This is a genomic window from Mesorhizobium sp. M0077 (assembly GCF_040322955.1).
Lineage (GTDB): Bacteria > Pseudomonadota > Alphaproteobacteria > Rhizobiales > Rhizobiaceae > Mesorhizobium.
Window position 1 is genome coordinate 64,223 of sequence record NZ_JAMYUL010000004.1, and the last position, 13,646, is coordinate 77,868.

The 13,646-nt window shown below is 64.0% G+C and carries 14 protein-coding genes; 4 read left to right on the plus strand and 10 right to left on the minus strand.

Annotation, left to right across the window (positions count from 1 at the left end):
• Window positions 1-48: 48 nt before the first annotated feature.
• The 7 genes from NKJ57_RS10055 to NKJ57_RS10085 form a co-directional block, all read right to left on the minus strand.
• Entirely contained in the window at window positions 49-501 is a 453-nt protein-coding gene (locus NKJ57_RS10055; protein WP_023689223.1) for a DoxX family protein, read from the minus strand.
• A gap of 327 nt (window positions 502-828) precedes the next feature.
• The gene (locus NKJ57_RS10060; RefSeq protein ID WP_352510598.1) at window positions 829-1,830 is read right to left on the minus strand and encodes an Ldh family oxidoreductase; all 1,002 of its coding nucleotides are present in this window, start codon (window positions 1,828-1,830) and stop codon (window positions 829-831) included.
• A gap of 112 nt (window positions 1,831-1,942) precedes the next feature.
• Window positions 1,943-2,752, minus strand: a complete 810-nt coding sequence (locus NKJ57_RS10065) for an ABC transporter permease (RefSeq protein ID WP_023815970.1) — start codon at window positions 2,750-2,752, stop codon at window positions 1,943-1,945.
• Entirely contained in the window at window positions 2,752-3,465 is a 714-nt protein-coding gene (locus NKJ57_RS10070; protein WP_196813869.1) for an ABC transporter permease, read from the minus strand. The genes NKJ57_RS10065 and NKJ57_RS10070 overlap by 1 nt, the downstream gene beginning before the upstream one ends.
• Before the next feature lie 156 nt (window positions 3,466-3,621).
• On the minus strand, window positions 3,622-4,422 hold the full coding sequence (locus NKJ57_RS10075; RefSeq protein ID WP_023671323.1) for a transporter substrate-binding domain-containing protein: 801 nt from the start codon (window positions 4,420-4,422) through the stop codon (window positions 3,622-3,624).
• A gap of 54 nt (window positions 4,423-4,476) precedes the next feature.
• Window positions 4,477-5,292 carry an ABC transporter ATP-binding protein gene (locus NKJ57_RS10080; RefSeq protein ID WP_023671322.1) on the minus strand — a complete coding sequence of 272 codons (816 nt, stop codon included), beginning with the start codon at window positions 5,290-5,292 and terminating at the stop codon, window positions 4,477-4,479.
• Between the two features lie 144 nt (window positions 5,293-5,436).
• Window positions 5,437-5,592 (minus strand): hypothetical protein, encoded by a 156-nt coding sequence (locus tag NKJ57_RS10085; RefSeq protein ID WP_196815015.1) that lies wholly within the window; start codon window positions 5,590-5,592, stop codon window positions 5,437-5,439.
• Between NKJ57_RS10085 and NKJ57_RS10090 the strand changes: the two genes are divergently transcribed.
• From NKJ57_RS10090 to NKJ57_RS10105, 4 genes are all read left to right on the plus strand, one after another.
• Window positions 5,519-6,391, plus strand: a complete 873-nt coding sequence (locus NKJ57_RS10090) for a dimethylarginine dimethylaminohydrolase family protein (protein WP_023725952.1) — start codon at window positions 5,519-5,521, stop codon at window positions 6,389-6,391. The two genes, NKJ57_RS10085 and NKJ57_RS10090, sit on opposite strands and share 74 nt — an antisense overlap.
• Window positions 6,361-7,029: a TetR family transcriptional regulator C-terminal domain-containing protein gene (locus NKJ57_RS10095; RefSeq protein ID WP_023745831.1), complete on the plus strand. Its 669-nt coding sequence runs from the start codon at window positions 6,361-6,363 to the stop codon at window positions 7,027-7,029. The genes NKJ57_RS10090 and NKJ57_RS10095 overlap by 31 nt, the downstream gene beginning before the upstream one ends.
• On the plus strand, window positions 7,026-8,606 hold the full coding sequence (locus NKJ57_RS10100; RefSeq protein WP_023739671.1) for a 5-guanidino-2-oxopentanoate decarboxylase: 1,581 nt from the start codon (window positions 7,026-7,028) through the stop codon (window positions 8,604-8,606). The genes NKJ57_RS10095 and NKJ57_RS10100 overlap by 4 nt, the downstream gene beginning before the upstream one ends.
• A gap of 187 nt (window positions 8,607-8,793) precedes the next feature.
• Window positions 8,794-9,501, plus strand: a complete 708-nt coding sequence (locus NKJ57_RS10105; protein ID WP_352510599.1) for an SDR family NAD(P)-dependent oxidoreductase — start codon at window positions 8,794-8,796, stop codon at window positions 9,499-9,501.
• Window positions 9,502-9,636: 135 nt separating this feature from the next.
• Here the strand turns inward: NKJ57_RS10105 and NKJ57_RS10110 are convergent, their stop codons facing one another.
• The 3 genes from NKJ57_RS10110 to cmk all read right to left on the minus strand — a co-directional run bounded on the left by NKJ57_RS10110 (window position 9,637) and on the right by cmk (window position 13,305).
• On the minus strand, window positions 9,637-10,458 hold the full coding sequence (locus tag NKJ57_RS10110; protein WP_352510600.1) for an MOSC domain-containing protein: 822 nt from the start codon (window positions 10,456-10,458) through the stop codon (window positions 9,637-9,639).
• A 248-nt stretch (window positions 10,459-10,706) separates the two neighbouring features.
• Window positions 10,707-12,404 carry a 30S ribosomal protein S1 gene (gene rpsA, locus NKJ57_RS10115; protein ID WP_023703671.1) on the minus strand — a complete coding sequence of 566 codons (1,698 nt, stop codon included), beginning with the start codon at window positions 12,402-12,404 and terminating at the stop codon, window positions 10,707-10,709.
• Window positions 12,405-12,609: 205 nt separating this feature from the next.
• A complete protein-coding gene (cmk, locus tag NKJ57_RS10120) occupies window positions 12,610-13,305 on the minus strand; it encodes a (d)CMP kinase (protein WP_352510601.1) in 696 nt (231 codons plus the stop codon).
• Window positions 13,306-13,646 lie beyond the last annotated feature (341 nt).

Genomic DNA, 13,646 nt, shown 5'->3' on the forward strand with positions numbered 1-13,646 from the left:
CAAAGGCAAAGGGTGACGCGTCGTCGCTGCCACCCTCTTATAGACCCTTCAGAACGCCTTGCCGATGCGCGCGTCGACCGACTGGCGGTTGCCGCCGCGGATAACGAAGAACAGCAGGATCGCCGCCCATAGAAGCGACTTTTCAGCGCCGGAAAAGCCCTGGCCGACAGTGATCCAGTGGAACCAGACGGTGACCAGCAGCACGATCATGCCGGCAAAGGCGGCGGGCCGAGTCAACAGGCCGATGGCGATCAGAATGCCGCCGAAGAATTCGGTGCAGGACAAAAGCAGCGACCAGAACGCGCCGGGATAGAAGCCGAGGCCTTCGACCATCTCGGCGGCGCCGAAAGGGTTGGTGATCTTCTGCGAGCCGTGAATGGTGAGAAACCCGCCGGCGACGACGCGCAGAAGGGTTTCGGCGCCATCATGCAGCGACGAATACAGGCGGCCAAACACCGGAACGATAAGTTTGCCGCGGGAAGCGTCGGTGGTTGCGGACATCGTAGCTCCTGTTGTTGTGACGATCCCTTGCAAACGCCCGATGGTTCCCGGCAAGTCAAGTTGACAAAAGTTAACTTCCGCCATCATGTTTTAGCACACAGAGCACGAACGCAGAAAACCCCGCCGAAGCGGGGTTTTCCGGGTGACGCAACGGTCGAGACAGAGCGCAACGGGGCGGATAAGCTGAGACGGCATACGCCCGCCCGGGCCCTAAACGCATCCGACAGAAGACACCGACCGGGCAAACCCGACCCGGCAGCTATTGGTCGTTGCGATCGGTAGAAAGGTTCAGCCAGGTCGCGTAAAATTCGTTGTCGCAGGACTGCTTCAGCCCGAGTAGCGCTCGGCGAATTCGGAAATGCGCTGCACCACGGCTTTGGAGGCATTGATGCCGCGCGCCTGCGCCTTCTCGGCCGCTTCGGCCCGCGCCCGGCCCGGCACGTGCACGCCAAAGCGCCGGCGCAGCCGGTCGAGCTGGTCCTTCATGCGCTGCTCGAAATCCGGGTCGAGCAGCTTGGGCTCGACAGCGAGCACGAACAGGCCGGTTCCGGGGCTGTCCGGTCCGCCGCTGAACCATGGCGCGTCGAGCGACCAGTTGGCGCCCGACAGGCCAGCCGCCAGCACTTCGACCATCAGCGCGATGTTGGCGCCACGCTGGCCGCCGAAGGCCAGCATGGCGCCCTTCATGGCAGCGGCCGGATCGGTGGTCGGGTTGCCGCTGGCGTCCAGCGCCCAGCCTTCGGGGATCTTCTTGCCGTCCTCGGCCGCCTTGCGGATGTTGACGAACGCGGTGGCGCTCGACGACTGGTCGATGACCAGCGGCGCGCCATCGGCGGCGGGTGCCGCAAACGACATCGGGTTGGTGCAATAGACCGGCTTGACCGAGCCCGAGCCTGCCAGCACCGCCGGCCCGTTGGTGGCGGCGAAGGAGACCAATCCCAGCTGCGCCAGACGCCCGGTGAAATAGCCTAGTGCGCCGCACGTATAGGCGTTCTTCTGCGAGAAGATGGCGACGCCGAACAGCTTTGCCGCCTTGGCGAGGTCGTCGATGGTGCGGTCGAAGCCGGTATGGGCGAGGCCGCCACGCGCATCGGAGAGATAGACGGCGAGCGCCGGCCTGGTGATCACCGGATCGGCATTGCCGTCGATGCGGCCGGCTTCCAGCGCTTCGAGGTAATCGATGAAATGGGTCAGCCCGACGGTCGAAAGCCCTTCCGCCTCGGCGGCAATGATCGAGGCGGTGAGCGACCTCGCCGCCTCCTCATTGGCGCCGGCGCCGAGCGCCGCCATCCGGCACAGCCCTGTTGCCTGGTCGAGAGAGAGTTGCATGGTGCGGACCCGATTGGTGGTGAGTGAGTAGGGAGTAGTCAGTAGGGAGTAGCGAAAGCAAGCAGTTTCCCGGTCATATGCTGACTACTCACCACTGCCTACTCACTATTCCCTAGCCCACCTTGTTCGGAATCCGCGCCTCGATCTTGCTGAATGCAAACACCAGTATGCCGGTGATGATCATGTAGATCAGCGCCAAAAGCAGCAAGGGTTCGTAGGTGAGGTAGGTGTCCTGCCGGACCTTGGACGAGACGGCGAAGATGTCGATGACGCTGATCGTCGCTACCAGCGGCGTCGACTTCAGCTGCAGCACGGTTTCGCCGGTCAGCGTCGGCAGCGCCCGGTAGATGGCCTGCGGCAGCCAGATGCGGCGGAAAATCTTCCAGCGGCTCATGCCGAAGGCGCGGGCTGCCTCGAGCTGCCCCTTGGGCACGCCGGCAAAGGCGCCGCGCATCACTTCACCCTCATAGCCGGCGAATGACAAGGTCAACGCCAGCACGCCATAGGGCCAGGCTTGCCTGAGATACGGCCACATCCAGGACTCGCGGATCCAGGGAAATTGCGGAAACAGCGAGCCCAGCCCGTAATAGAGCAGCCATAGCTGGATCAGCAGCGGCGTGCCCCTGATGACGGTGCAGAATGTCCTGGCGGGCGCGGAAAACCAGAAAGGGCCGGCGGCCTGCGCGAGCCCGAGCGGCACGGCGAGCAGGAAGCCGAGAAAGCAGGTGACGGCCAGGATCCACAGCGACCGCCAGATGCCGAGAAGCCCCATTTCGTAATATTGCGGCAGCCAATCCCAGCGCATGAAGAAGGCTGCGCCGAAAACCAGCGCGATCGCGACCAGGATCAGCACGATGCGATGCGGCTGCAGCCACAGCGACGTGCGCGCGGCAGCGTTGATGATGGTCGCTTCTCCGGCCATCAGCGCGCATCCTTGAGCGACGGCATACCGCGCCGCGACCAGGCCTCGAGGCGGCCGATGAGCAGGTTGGAGACCAGCGACAAGATGAGATAGAGCACGCCCGCGGCGAAAAAGAAGGTGAAATAGGCTTTGGTGACCCCCGCAGCCTGCCGCGTCGCCAGCGCCAGTTCGTAAAAGCCGACGACCGCCAGAAGGGCCGTATCCTTGGTGGCGATCAGCCACAGATTGGCGAGCCCGGGTATGGCGAAGGGCAGCATCGCCGGCAAGGTGATGCGCCGCAGCATGAGCCCGGGTGACATGCCATAGGCGCGGGCGGCTTCGATCTGGCCCTGCGGTATGGCTAGGATGGCGCCGCGGATCACTTCGGTCGAATAGGCACCCTGGACAAAGCCGAGCACGGCGATGCCCGCGGCAAGGCCGCTGATGTCGACGCGCTGGTAGCCCATTGCCGTCAGCGCCTGGTTGATCAGGTCCGTCCCGGCATAATAGAGCAGCAGGATCAGCACCAGTTCGGGCACGGCGCGCACGATGGTGGTGTAAACCGCCAGCAGGTCGCGCACGACCGGACCGCCGTAAAGCTTGCCAAAGGCGCCACCGGTGCCGATCAGGAGACCGAGGACCGTGGCGCCGAGCGCGATCTCGATCGAATGGAGCAGTCCAAGCAAGAGCGTGCCGCCCCAGCCCGGCGGATTGGGCGAAAGGAGCTCTATGATGCCGGCCGCCGAGGCCGAAAGAAGTGCGTCGATCAGCGTCGCCCCCGGATGCTGGCTCTAACCGCCGACGGCAGCGCCGGCGGCAAGCATGTCTGGGAAAGATCGGGCAGGGAGGCATGGCGCTAACGCCATGCCCCCTAGCTCATGCGAGGATCGTCAGTTCGACTGCGCGCCGCCACCACCGTAAATGTCGAAATCGAAGTATTTCTTCGATATCTCGTCATATTTGCCGTTCGAGCGGATCGCCTTGATGCCGGCGTTGATCTTGGCCTTAAGGTCGGTGTCTTCCTTGCGCACGCCGGCGCCCACGCCCGGTCCGAGCACTTCATCGTCCGGAGCCACCATGCCCTTCAGATCGCAGCAGGCCTTGCCCTGGTCCGACTTCAGAAATGCGTCGAGCGCGATCGAATCCGCCTGGACGGCGTCGAGGCGGCCTGCGGCCAGATCGTTGTTGGCTTCGTCCTGCGTCTGGTATTCCTTGATCTCGGCAGCCGTGGGCCCGAAATGCTTCTTCGCATAGGCCGAATGGGTGGTCGACACCTGCACGCCGAGCACTTTGCCCTTGAGATCGTCCGGCGTGGCGCCGAATTTCTGGTCCTTCGGCCCGATGATGGCGGTCGGCGTGTTGTAGTACTTATCCGAGAAGTCGATGGTCTTCTCGCGTTCGGCGGTGATCGACATCGAACTGGCGATGACGTCGATCTTCTTGGTCGTCAGCGCCGGGATGATGCCGTCCCAGGCGACAGGCGTGATGACGCAGTCGAGCTTCTCCTCGGCGCAGACGGCGTCGATGAACTCGATTTCCCAGCCAACCCATTTGCCGGAAGCGTCCGGCGAGGTGAAGGGCGGATAGGGCTCGGCGGCGACACCGATCTTGACCGGATCGGCCTTGGCCACGCCCATGGCGGCAACGCCGAGCAGCAGCGCTGCGGCGAATGTTTTCAGAACAGTCTTCATGTCACGACTCCCAGTTTGTTGTTGGTTCCCGGTTTTCTTCCGTCCCGGCTTGTCCTAGCCGATGTTGCGGATGAACTGCTTCAGCCTTTCGGATTTCGGTGCGCCGAATATCTGCTCCGGCGGCCCCTCTTCCTCGACCAGCCCGTTGCAGAGGTAGACGACATGGGTCGCGACCTCGCGGGCGAATTTCATTTCATGCGTGACCAGCACCATGGTGCGGCCCTCGCGCGCCAGGTCGCCGATCACCTTCAGCACCTCGCCGACCAGCTCCGGGTCGAGCGCCGAGGTCGGCTCGTCGAACAGCATGACGCGCGGGTTGATGGCCAGGGCGCGGGCGATCGCCGCGCGCTGCTGCTGGCCGCCCGAGAGATAGGCCGGATAGACGTCGCGCTTTTCGGCCAGGCCGACGCGCGCCAAAAGCTTTTCGGCTTCCCTGATCGCCACGTCGCGCCTGACGCCCAGAACATGCACCGGAACCTCGATGACGTTCTCGATCAGCGTCATGTGGCTCCACAGGTTGAAGTTCTGGAACACCATGCCGAGCTTGGCGCGGATGCGTTCGATCTGCCGGCGGTCGGCGGGCACGGTGTGGCCGTGGCTGTCGGCCTTGAGTTTGATCTCCTCGCCATTGACGCGGATGATGCCGCTGGTCGGGTTTTCCAGGCAGTTGATGCAGCGCAGCAGCGTCGACTTGCCGGAACCCGAGCCGCCGATAATGGCGATCACCTCGCCGTCGCGCGCCGACAGCGAAACGCCTTTCAGCACATGCAGATGGCCGAATTTCTTGTGCAGGTTCTCGACATGGATGGCTTCGGCGGCGCCGTCCTGCGCCTTGCCGGATTGGACTGCGGCGGTTCCCGCCGCGCTCACCGGGGAACCTCTGCCACAGGGTCCACGGCAGATCGTCGAACGTCTATCCGGCTAATCAACATACGCTGTAATGCCCACTCCAGACTTCAGCATGGACCCAACAGCGCGAGCCCGTCAATCCCGCTCATTACGGCACTTGCGGCCTTATTGTGCAAGTGTATAAATAGCCTCCGATGAAAATTTTTCCATTTTTTTCACCTTGAACACGGCATTGAAAAGGGCACTGATGAGCGCTTTCGGATCACAATCCATGGCGGCGCCGTTGCGGCGCGTGCTGATGCGGTCGGCGGCCAATGCCATGCGCGGTGCCGACCGGGCTACCTGGCACTATGGCCCGGGTTTCGACCCGGCGAAAGCGGCGGCGCAGCACGCGGCTCTCGCTGAGCTGGTGACGGCGTCCGGCGCCGAAATCGAATGGATCGATGACAAGGCCGACGGGCTGTCGGATTCCGTATTCACCCACGACCCGTCGCTGATGACCGACCGCGGCGCGCTGATCCTGTCCATGGGCAAGCCATTGCGCGCCCGGGAGCCATCGCTGCATGAGGAAACCTACACACGCCTGGGTATTCCCATCCTCGGCCGCGTCCAGGCTCCCGGCCAGGTCGAAGGCGGCGATTGCGTATGGCTGGATGCCAGCACGCTGGTGATCGGGCGCGGGGTGCGCTCCAACCAGGAAGGCATACAGCAGGTTTCCAACCTGCTGACGCCGCTCGGCATTTCCGTCTACGGCTTCGATCTGCCGCTGTGGCAGGGCGAGGAGGCGTGCCTGCATCTGATGTCGGTGATCAGCCCGCTGGCCGACGACCTGGCCCTGGTCTATTCACCGCTTTTGCCGGCGCCGTTCTATCAGTTGCTGAAGGCGCGCGGCATCCGGCTGGTGGAAGGCGACGCCGAAGAGTTTGCCGCGTCCAACGGCCTCAGCCTGAACGTGCTGCCGACCAGCCCGCACAAAGTCATTGCCGTCGCCGGCTTTCCCAAGACCAAGGCCGCGATGGAAGCCGCCGGCTGCACGGTTCAAATCTTCGAGGCGGATGCCCTCTGCATCGCCTGCGAAGGTGGGCCGACATGCCTGACGCGGCCCATCCTGCGGCAATGAATGAGCGCCGCAAGTTCCGCCGCGAGGGCGAGGAGCGGCGGCGGCAGGATTTGATCGACGCGACCCTGGACAGCGTGGCCGAACATGGGCTGGAGGGCGCCAGCCTGCGCACCATCGCACTGCGCGCCGGCGTCACCGCGGGGCTGATCCGGCACTATTTCCCCGGCAAGGAAGACTTGCTGCAGGAAGCGTACGCGGCGCTGATGGGCCGTATGACCGAGCAGGCGAAGGCAGCATTGCTCATGGAAGACGCCGCGCCGCGCCAGCGCCTTGCGGCCTTCGTTACCGCCAACCTCAACGCCCCGATCATCGATGCACGCGTGTTTTCGCTCTGGGCAACCTTCATCGGCCGCGCCGGCGCGGATCCGAGCCTGGCTCGCGCCCACCGCGAAGGCTATCTTGGCTTTCGCAACGAGGTGGAAGCAGTCGTTGCTGAAGTGCTCGGCGCCGAGCAGCGCAGGCCAAACGCAAATGAACTGCGCCGCCATGCCATTGCCATCAACGCGATCATCGACGGGCTCTGGATCGAAGGCTGTATGGCCGCAGAGATGTTCTCGCCTGGCGAATTGGCGGCGATCGGCGTCAAAGCCATAGAGGCCGAGCTCGGCCTCGCACCGCAAAAGGGAGAGAAGCCATGACCACCATCGGCGAAGCGCTGATCACGCTGCTCGAAGCGCATGGCGTCGACACCGTTTTCGGCATTCCTGGCGTCCACACTGTCGAGCTTTACCGCGGGCTGGCGCGTTCAAAGATACGCCATGTCACGCCGCGTCACGAACAGGGCGCCGGCTTCATGGCCGACGGCTATGCCCGTGCCAGCGGCCGGCCGGGCGTTGCCTTTGTCATCACCGGACCGGGGCTGACCAACACCATCACCGCAATGGGCCAGGCGCGCGCCGATTCGGTGCCGATGCTGGTGATTTCGGGCGTCAACGCGATGCCGACGCTGGGAAAGGGGCTGGGCTTCCTGCACGAACTGCCGGACCAGCGCGGCATGATGGAGAAGGTGGCGCTGTTTTCGCAGCGTGTCACCGAGGCCAGCGAATTGCCTGGCGCTTTGGCGCGGGCCTTCGCGCTGTTTTCGTCGTCGCGGCCGGGCCCCGTCCATATCGAGATCCCGACCGACGTCATGGTCAAACCGGCCGACGGCATCGCTGCTTCGCTCACCAATGCAGCGCCGCCGGCGCCGGATGGCGCAGCCATTGCCGAGGCAGCCAAACTGATCGCAGCCGCGCGCCGGCCGCTGATCCTTGCCGGTGGCGGCGCCAAGCGCGCCGAACAGCCACTGCAGCGCCTGGCCGAGCGGCTCGGCGCACCTGTCGTCCAGACCGCCAATGCGCGCGGTCTGCTGCACGCGCATCCGCTTTGCGTGCCGGCCAGCCCCAGCCTGAAGGCGGTGCGTGCGCTGATGGCAGACGCCGATCTGGTCATCGCCGCCGGCACCGAATTCGGCCCGACCGACTATGACGGTTACAGCGACGGCGGCTTCGTGCTGCCCGCCAATCTGATCCGCATCGATATCGGCGCCGACCAGCTCGCCCGCCGCCCGGTGAGCGTCGGCATCCAGGCCGATTGCGCGGAGGCGCTTGGTGCACTGCTAGGCGCGCTCCACCCTGATCATGCCGCAGCGAAGGACGGCGAGAGCCGCGCAGCCGCGTCGAGAAAGGCGGCCTTTGCCGAGCTCAGCCCGGCCTATGCCGCGCAGGTGCGTGCGGTGGAAACCATCCGCGACGCCCTGCCGGGCGCCATCATCGTCGGCGATTCCACGCAGCCGATCTACGCCGCCAATCTCTATTACGACCATGACCGGCCAGGCGGCTGGTTCAACGCCGCCACCGGTTTCGGCGCGCTCGGCTACGGGCCGCCGGCGGCGATCGGCGCAGCGCTCGCCATGCCCGGCGTGCCGGTGGTTTGCCTGACCGGCGACGGCGGCTTCCAGTTCACCTTGCCGGAGCTAGGCGCGGCGCTCGATGCACCCGCACCGGTCATCTTCGTCGTCTGGAACAACAGAGGCTATCGCGAGATCGAAACGTCGATGCTCGATGTCGGCGTCGAGCCGGTCGGCGTGTCCCCGGCGCCGCCGGATTTCTGCAAGCTGGCCGAGGCCTACGGCATATCAGCCGAGCGGCTTGCCGGTACTGCCGGTCTCGCCGATGCGCTCAAACGCGCACGCGCAACCAGACTGCCGCACGTCATCGAAATCACCATCGACTGACGCTTGACCGCGCGCTTTACGTCAATGCGCGGGTCAGAAGGGGGCGGTCGGCGACTTCGAGCGATGCAAAGACGCAACAACTGCCATGTCGAGATGTCGGTTGAGTGATCGTGCAAAAGGCGCGACGCTCTGCGTCGGCGCGGCACGACAAGCGACATAATCATAAGAAACGACAGGAGCGTCCAGGATGACGGAAACAGTTCAGGGCAAGCATATCGTGGTGACCGGTGGCACCGGGGCGCTGGGTGCCGCGGTCGTCGGCAAATTGCTGGGGGACGGCGCGATCTGCCATGTGCCGAATGCCCACGCGTCGGCCCCCTCGCATTTCCCCTTCGCGGCCCATGATCGCGTCCGGCTGGCGCACAATGTCGATCTCGCCGATCCTGCCAAGGTCGATGCCTTCTATGACAGCGTCCCCGAATTGTGGGCCTCCATCCATCTGGCCGGCGGCTTTGCCGCAGCCCCGGTCGAGAAGATCGAATCCGCATCCTTTGCCGAAATGATGGACACCAACGCCCGCACCGCCTTTCTGTGCTGCCGCGCGGCAGTGCGCTCCATGCTGGGCTCGAACACAGCGGGCCGCATCGTCAATGTCACGGCACGCGCCGGGCTCGACCCGCGCAGAGGCGCGGGCATGGTCGCCTATACCGCGAGCAAAGCGGCGGTGGCGGCGATGACCGTGGCGATGGCGGAAGAGCTGAAGCACAAAGGCATACTGGTCAACGCGGTGGCGCCCTCGACGCTCGATACGCCGGCCAACCGCGCCGACATGCCGGATTCCGATTTCGGCAAATGGGTCAGCCTCGAAGCCGCCGCCGAGGCAATCGCCTATCTGGCATCACCGGCCAATCTGGCAATGAGCGGAACGCTGGCGCCACTTTACGGCCGCGCCTGAAGTTCCGCCGCGCAGGCGACTCATTTGGTTTGGCTTCCGATGGCGGCCTTTGCCGACCTCGCCTGATCTACAGCGGAGGTTGGCCATTCAATCATGGCGACCGCCGACGCCTCCACGGCATTAGAAGACCTGCGACTACGTCAGGTTCGAGACGCCTGCCTCCACGACCTCGACTGCGTCGCCGATGGCGATCGCGCCGGCGTTGTTGGGAATCGCATTCTGGCCGAAGATGATGCCGCCCTTGGCGGAGCGGTGGAGTTTGCCAAGCGTCTGCAACGGCTCGCGCGGGTCCGGCTGCTCGCCGCTCAACGGATCTCGGGTGGTGATGACGCAGCGCGAGCAGGGCTTTGCGATCCGCAACTCCACCGTGCCGATGCGGATCGTCTTCCAGCTGTCTTCAGGCCATGCGCCTTCTGCGTCGACGACGATGTTTGGCCGGTACCGCGCCATTTCGATGGGCCTGGCAAGATGGCTGTTCAGATGGTTCAGCGAGCCCGTCGTGGCGATCAGCAGCGGAAAACCATCGGCAAAGCCGACGAAATCGCCGGGCTGGCCGAATTCCGCATCGACCGGCCGGTTTTGCGGATCGTCGAAATAAACGAGGCCGACGGGCCGGCCAAGAATAGCCGAGAGATAGGCGCCGGCGGCCGGATCGCCCGGCCGCGCGGCAACCATATCCTTCCAGATCTTGACTTGCCGGAGCGCGGTGCCGGGAGCCGGTGCCTCGACGAAGTGCGAGCCATGCCTGTCATGTTTCAACAGGATGCCCGTCCCGCGATGCTCGACGTCGATCGTCGTCATATCAGGTATCTGGCGAATGGTGAGGAACTGCCCATCCTTGTCGACGACCATCCAGCGGCGGTCGCCTTCCATGCCCATTGTCTCGATGTCGGCGCTCGGCACGGCATGGCCGCGCAGGCTCTTGACCGGATAGCGATAGAGTTCGACGACCTTCATCGCGCATGCTTCTCCGTTGCCCGAAGGGCCGGACTTCCGTGTTTACGTCTGCAACGACAGCCGAGCCTACAGCCGCGCATGCGGAATTGAAGGGGTGCCGCCGTCTTTGTCTTGTGCCAACCGCGTCGCCGAGCATGAAAAAACCCGCGAGCCTTGCGGCCCGCGGGTCTTCTTGTTCAAGCCGCGCGTGAGGCGCAGCCGAGGTTTACGCTTGCGCGAAGCGGCTTACGCGCTGCGCGCGAAGCGGCTTAGCTGCCCTGCTTCTTCAGCGCGGCGCCAAGGATGTCGCCCAGCGAAGCGCCGGAGTCGGTCGAGCCGTACTGTGCGACGGCTTCCTTCTCTTCGGCGATTTCCAGCGCCTTGATCGAGACCTGCAGCTTGCGGGTCTTCTTGTCGAAGGCGATGACGCGGGCGTCCAGCTTCTGGCCGACCGAGAAGCGCTCGGGGCGCTGCTCGTCACGGTCCCGGCTGAGGTCGTTGCGCTTGATGAAGGTCTCGATGCCGCTGTCGACCAGCCGCACTTCCAGACCGCCATCCTTGATGCCGGTGACTTCGCAGGTGACGACAGCGTTCTTGCGCAGTTCGCCTGAAGTCGCGGCTTCGCCGACCGTGTCCTTGGCCAGCTGCTTGATGCCGAGCGAGATGCGCTCCTTGTCGATGTCGACGTCGAGCACCTGCGCCTTGACCATGTCGCCGCGATTGTACTCTTCGATGACCTGCTCGCCCGGACGGGTCCAGTCGAGGTCGGAAAGGTGCACCATGCCGTCCACGTCGCCTTCGAGGCCGATGAACAGGCCGAACTCGGTCTTGTTCTTGACCTCGCCCTCGACCTGGCTGCCGACCGGATGGCTCGCGGCAAAAGCCTGCCACGGGTTTTCCAGCGTCTGCTTGAGGCCGAGCGAGATGCGGCGCTTGGCCGGATCGACCTCGAGCACGACAACGTCGACTTCCTGTGTCGTCGACAGGATCTTGCCGGGGTGCACGTTCTTCTTGGTCCACGACATTTCCGAAACGTGGATGAGGCCTTCGATGCCCGGCTCCAGCTCGACGAACGCGCCGTAGTCGGTGATGTTGGTGACGGTACCCTTGATCTTCTTGCCGATCGGGAACTTGGTGCCGATCTCGGACCACGGATCGCTCTCGAGCTGCTTCATGCCGAGCGAGATGCGGTGGGTTTCCTGGTTGATGCGGATGATCTGCACCTTGACCGTCTGACCGATGTTGAGGATCTCGGTCGGGTGGTTGACGCGGCGCCATGCCATGTCGGTGACATGCAGCAGGCCATCGATGCCGCCGAGGTCGACGAACGCACCGTAATCGGTGATGTTCTTGACGACGCCTTCGACAACCTGGCCTTCTTCGAGGTTCTGCACGATTTCCGAACGCTGTTCGGCGCGGCTTTCCTCGAGCACGGTGCGGCGCGACACCACGATGTTGCCGCGGCGGCGATCCATCTTGAGGATCTCGAAGGGCTGCGGGTTGTGCATCAGCGGAGAGACATCGCGGATCGGGCGGATATCGACCTGGCTGCGCGGCAGGAAGGCCACGGCGCCGTCGAGGTCGACAGTGAAGCCGCCCTTGACCTGGTTGAAGATGACGCCTTCGACGCGCTCACCCTTGGTGAACTTCTCTTCGAGCTTGACCCAGCTCTCTTCGCGGCGGGCCTTGTCGCGCGACAGGACGGCTTCGCCCAGCGCGTTTTCGATGCGCTCGACCATGACCTCGACCGTGTCGCCGACCTTGAGCGTCGAGTCCTTGCCCTTGACGCCGAATTCCTTCAGCGGCACGCGGCCTTCGACCTTGAGGCCGACATCGATGATGGCCATGTCTTTTTCGATCGCCAGGATCGTGCCCTTGACGACCTGACCTTCGCCGGAGTGGCCGGCGGTAAATGATTCTTCGAGCAGGCTCGCGAAATCGTCGCGAGTGGGATTTGCAGCTGACATATTTTCTCCTGGAGTGCCCCGCATCTCTTGCGGGACGGGCGCCGTGGGTTAGCGTTGCGTTGGCCTGCCGGCGTTCCGGGCTACAAAAGCCCTGGGCCGCCTAAGCGGCAATTCCGGCGCATGAAGAATGCTGGCAGGCTGGTTCGTGCCCGATATGGGTATTTTCTTCGCTTCCGGCAATCGGTGGCAGCGGGAAAACCCTGGATCAGGCTTTATCTCTCTTGGCCAAGGCGTCGTCGATGATCGCTTTGGCCGCCAGAAACGCGGCCTCTATAGCCATTTCGGAGGTATCAAGCAAGTGCGCGTCGGCGGCGGGCTTCAGCGGCGAGTCGGCCCTGCCCATGTCGCGCTCGTCGCGGCGCATGATATCGGCAAGGATTTCGGCGAAATTGGCAGTGCCGCCGATGCTCTCGATTTCCGCCAGCCGGCGCTGCGCCCGCACCTGCGCACTCGCCGTCACATAGAGTTTTACGTCGGCGTCAGGGCACACGACCGTGCCGATGTCGCGCCCGTCGAGCACCGCGCCCGGCGGCGTTTTGGCGAAATCGCGCTGCTTTTCGACCAGGATGCGCCGAACGGTAGGGTAAACCGCTACCTTCGAAGCCGCTTCGCCGACAGCATGCGCCGACAAGACCGCCCGGTCGAGCTTGGCTAGATTGACCTGGCGGGCAGCGGTTTCGGCGGCCGAGACATTGTCGAGCGGCAGCGCGTGCCGGATCAACGCATGGGCGACCGCGCGATAAGTGAGGCCGGTGTCGAGCAGGTTGAGACGGTAGTGGTCGGCCAGCCGGCGGGCCAGCGTGCCCTTGCCGGCGCCGGCCGGGCCGTCGATGGCGATGGTGAACGGCAATTCGCGACCTCGAAGATTTGCTGCTATCAGGATCGAAACTGGAACCCGCATCTTTCAGCTTCAGAGCTTCATTTCCAGCGTAAAAGCCACTGTGCAGATGATTTAGATTTTTCCGCACCAGGCGTAGCAGCGCGTCGCCAATCTTGGTGAATGCCGCATGCTTCTCTATCAACTGCCCAAAATCGTCGAAGTCGCGCGCTTGGAAATAAAATCGGCCCTGAAAAATTGAACTGCCTTCGGTCCGGGATGGGTTGTACTGTATCACAGATGAGCGGCTGAGATCGGGATCATACGTATCGTTGTATGGATTGTGCTTCCAAACAATTTCCTCCCTCAGTGCCTTGGGAACGAGATGAAAGCCCTCGACCTTACGGCCCGGGTGCACTCGTTCA

What these genes read in the sequence shown, in the direction of transcription:
- NKJ57_RS10055 (WP_023689223.1), bottom strand. Translation starts at nt 501, where the DNA reads ATGTCCGCAACCACCGACGCTTCCCGCGGCAAACTTATCGTTCCGGTG.
- NKJ57_RS10060 (WP_352510598.1), bottom strand. Translation starts at nt 1,830, where the DNA reads ATGCAACTCTCTCTCGACCAGGCAACAGGGCTGTGCCGGATGGCGGCG.
- NKJ57_RS10065 (WP_023815970.1), bottom strand. Translation starts at nt 2,752, where the DNA reads ATGGCCGGAGAAGCGACCATCATCAACGCTGCCGCGCGCACGTCGCTG.
- NKJ57_RS10075 (WP_023671323.1), bottom strand. Translation starts at nt 4,422, where the DNA reads ATGAAGACTGTTCTGAAAACATTCGCCGCAGCGCTGCTGCTCGGCGTT.
- NKJ57_RS10090 (WP_023725952.1), top strand. Translation starts at nt 5,519, where the DNA reads ATGAGCGCTTTCGGATCACAATCCATGGCGGCGCCGTTGCGGCGCGTG.
- NKJ57_RS10085 (WP_196815015.1), bottom strand. Translation starts at nt 5,592, where the DNA reads ATGGCATTGGCCGCCGACCGCATCAGCACGCGCCGCAACGGCGCCGCC.
- NKJ57_RS10095 (WP_023745831.1), top strand. Translation starts at nt 6,361, where the DNA reads ATGCCTGACGCGGCCCATCCTGCGGCAATGAATGAGCGCCGCAAGTTC.
- NKJ57_RS10100 (WP_023739671.1), top strand. Translation starts at nt 7,026, where the DNA reads ATGACCACCATCGGCGAAGCGCTGATCACGCTGCTCGAAGCGCATGGC.
- NKJ57_RS10105 (WP_352510599.1), top strand. Translation starts at nt 8,794, where the DNA reads ATGACGGAAACAGTTCAGGGCAAGCATATCGTGGTGACCGGTGGCACC.
- NKJ57_RS10110 (WP_352510600.1), bottom strand. Translation starts at nt 10,458, where the DNA reads ATGAAGGTCGTCGAACTCTATCGCTATCCGGTCAAGAGCCTGCGCGGC.
- rpsA (WP_023703671.1), bottom strand. Translation starts at nt 12,404, where the DNA reads ATGTCAGCTGCAAATCCCACTCGCGACGATTTCGCGAGCCTGCTCGAA.
- cmk (WP_352510601.1), bottom strand. Translation starts at nt 13,305, where the DNA reads ATGCGGGTTCCAGTTTCGATCCTGATAGCAGCAAATCTTCGAGGTCGC.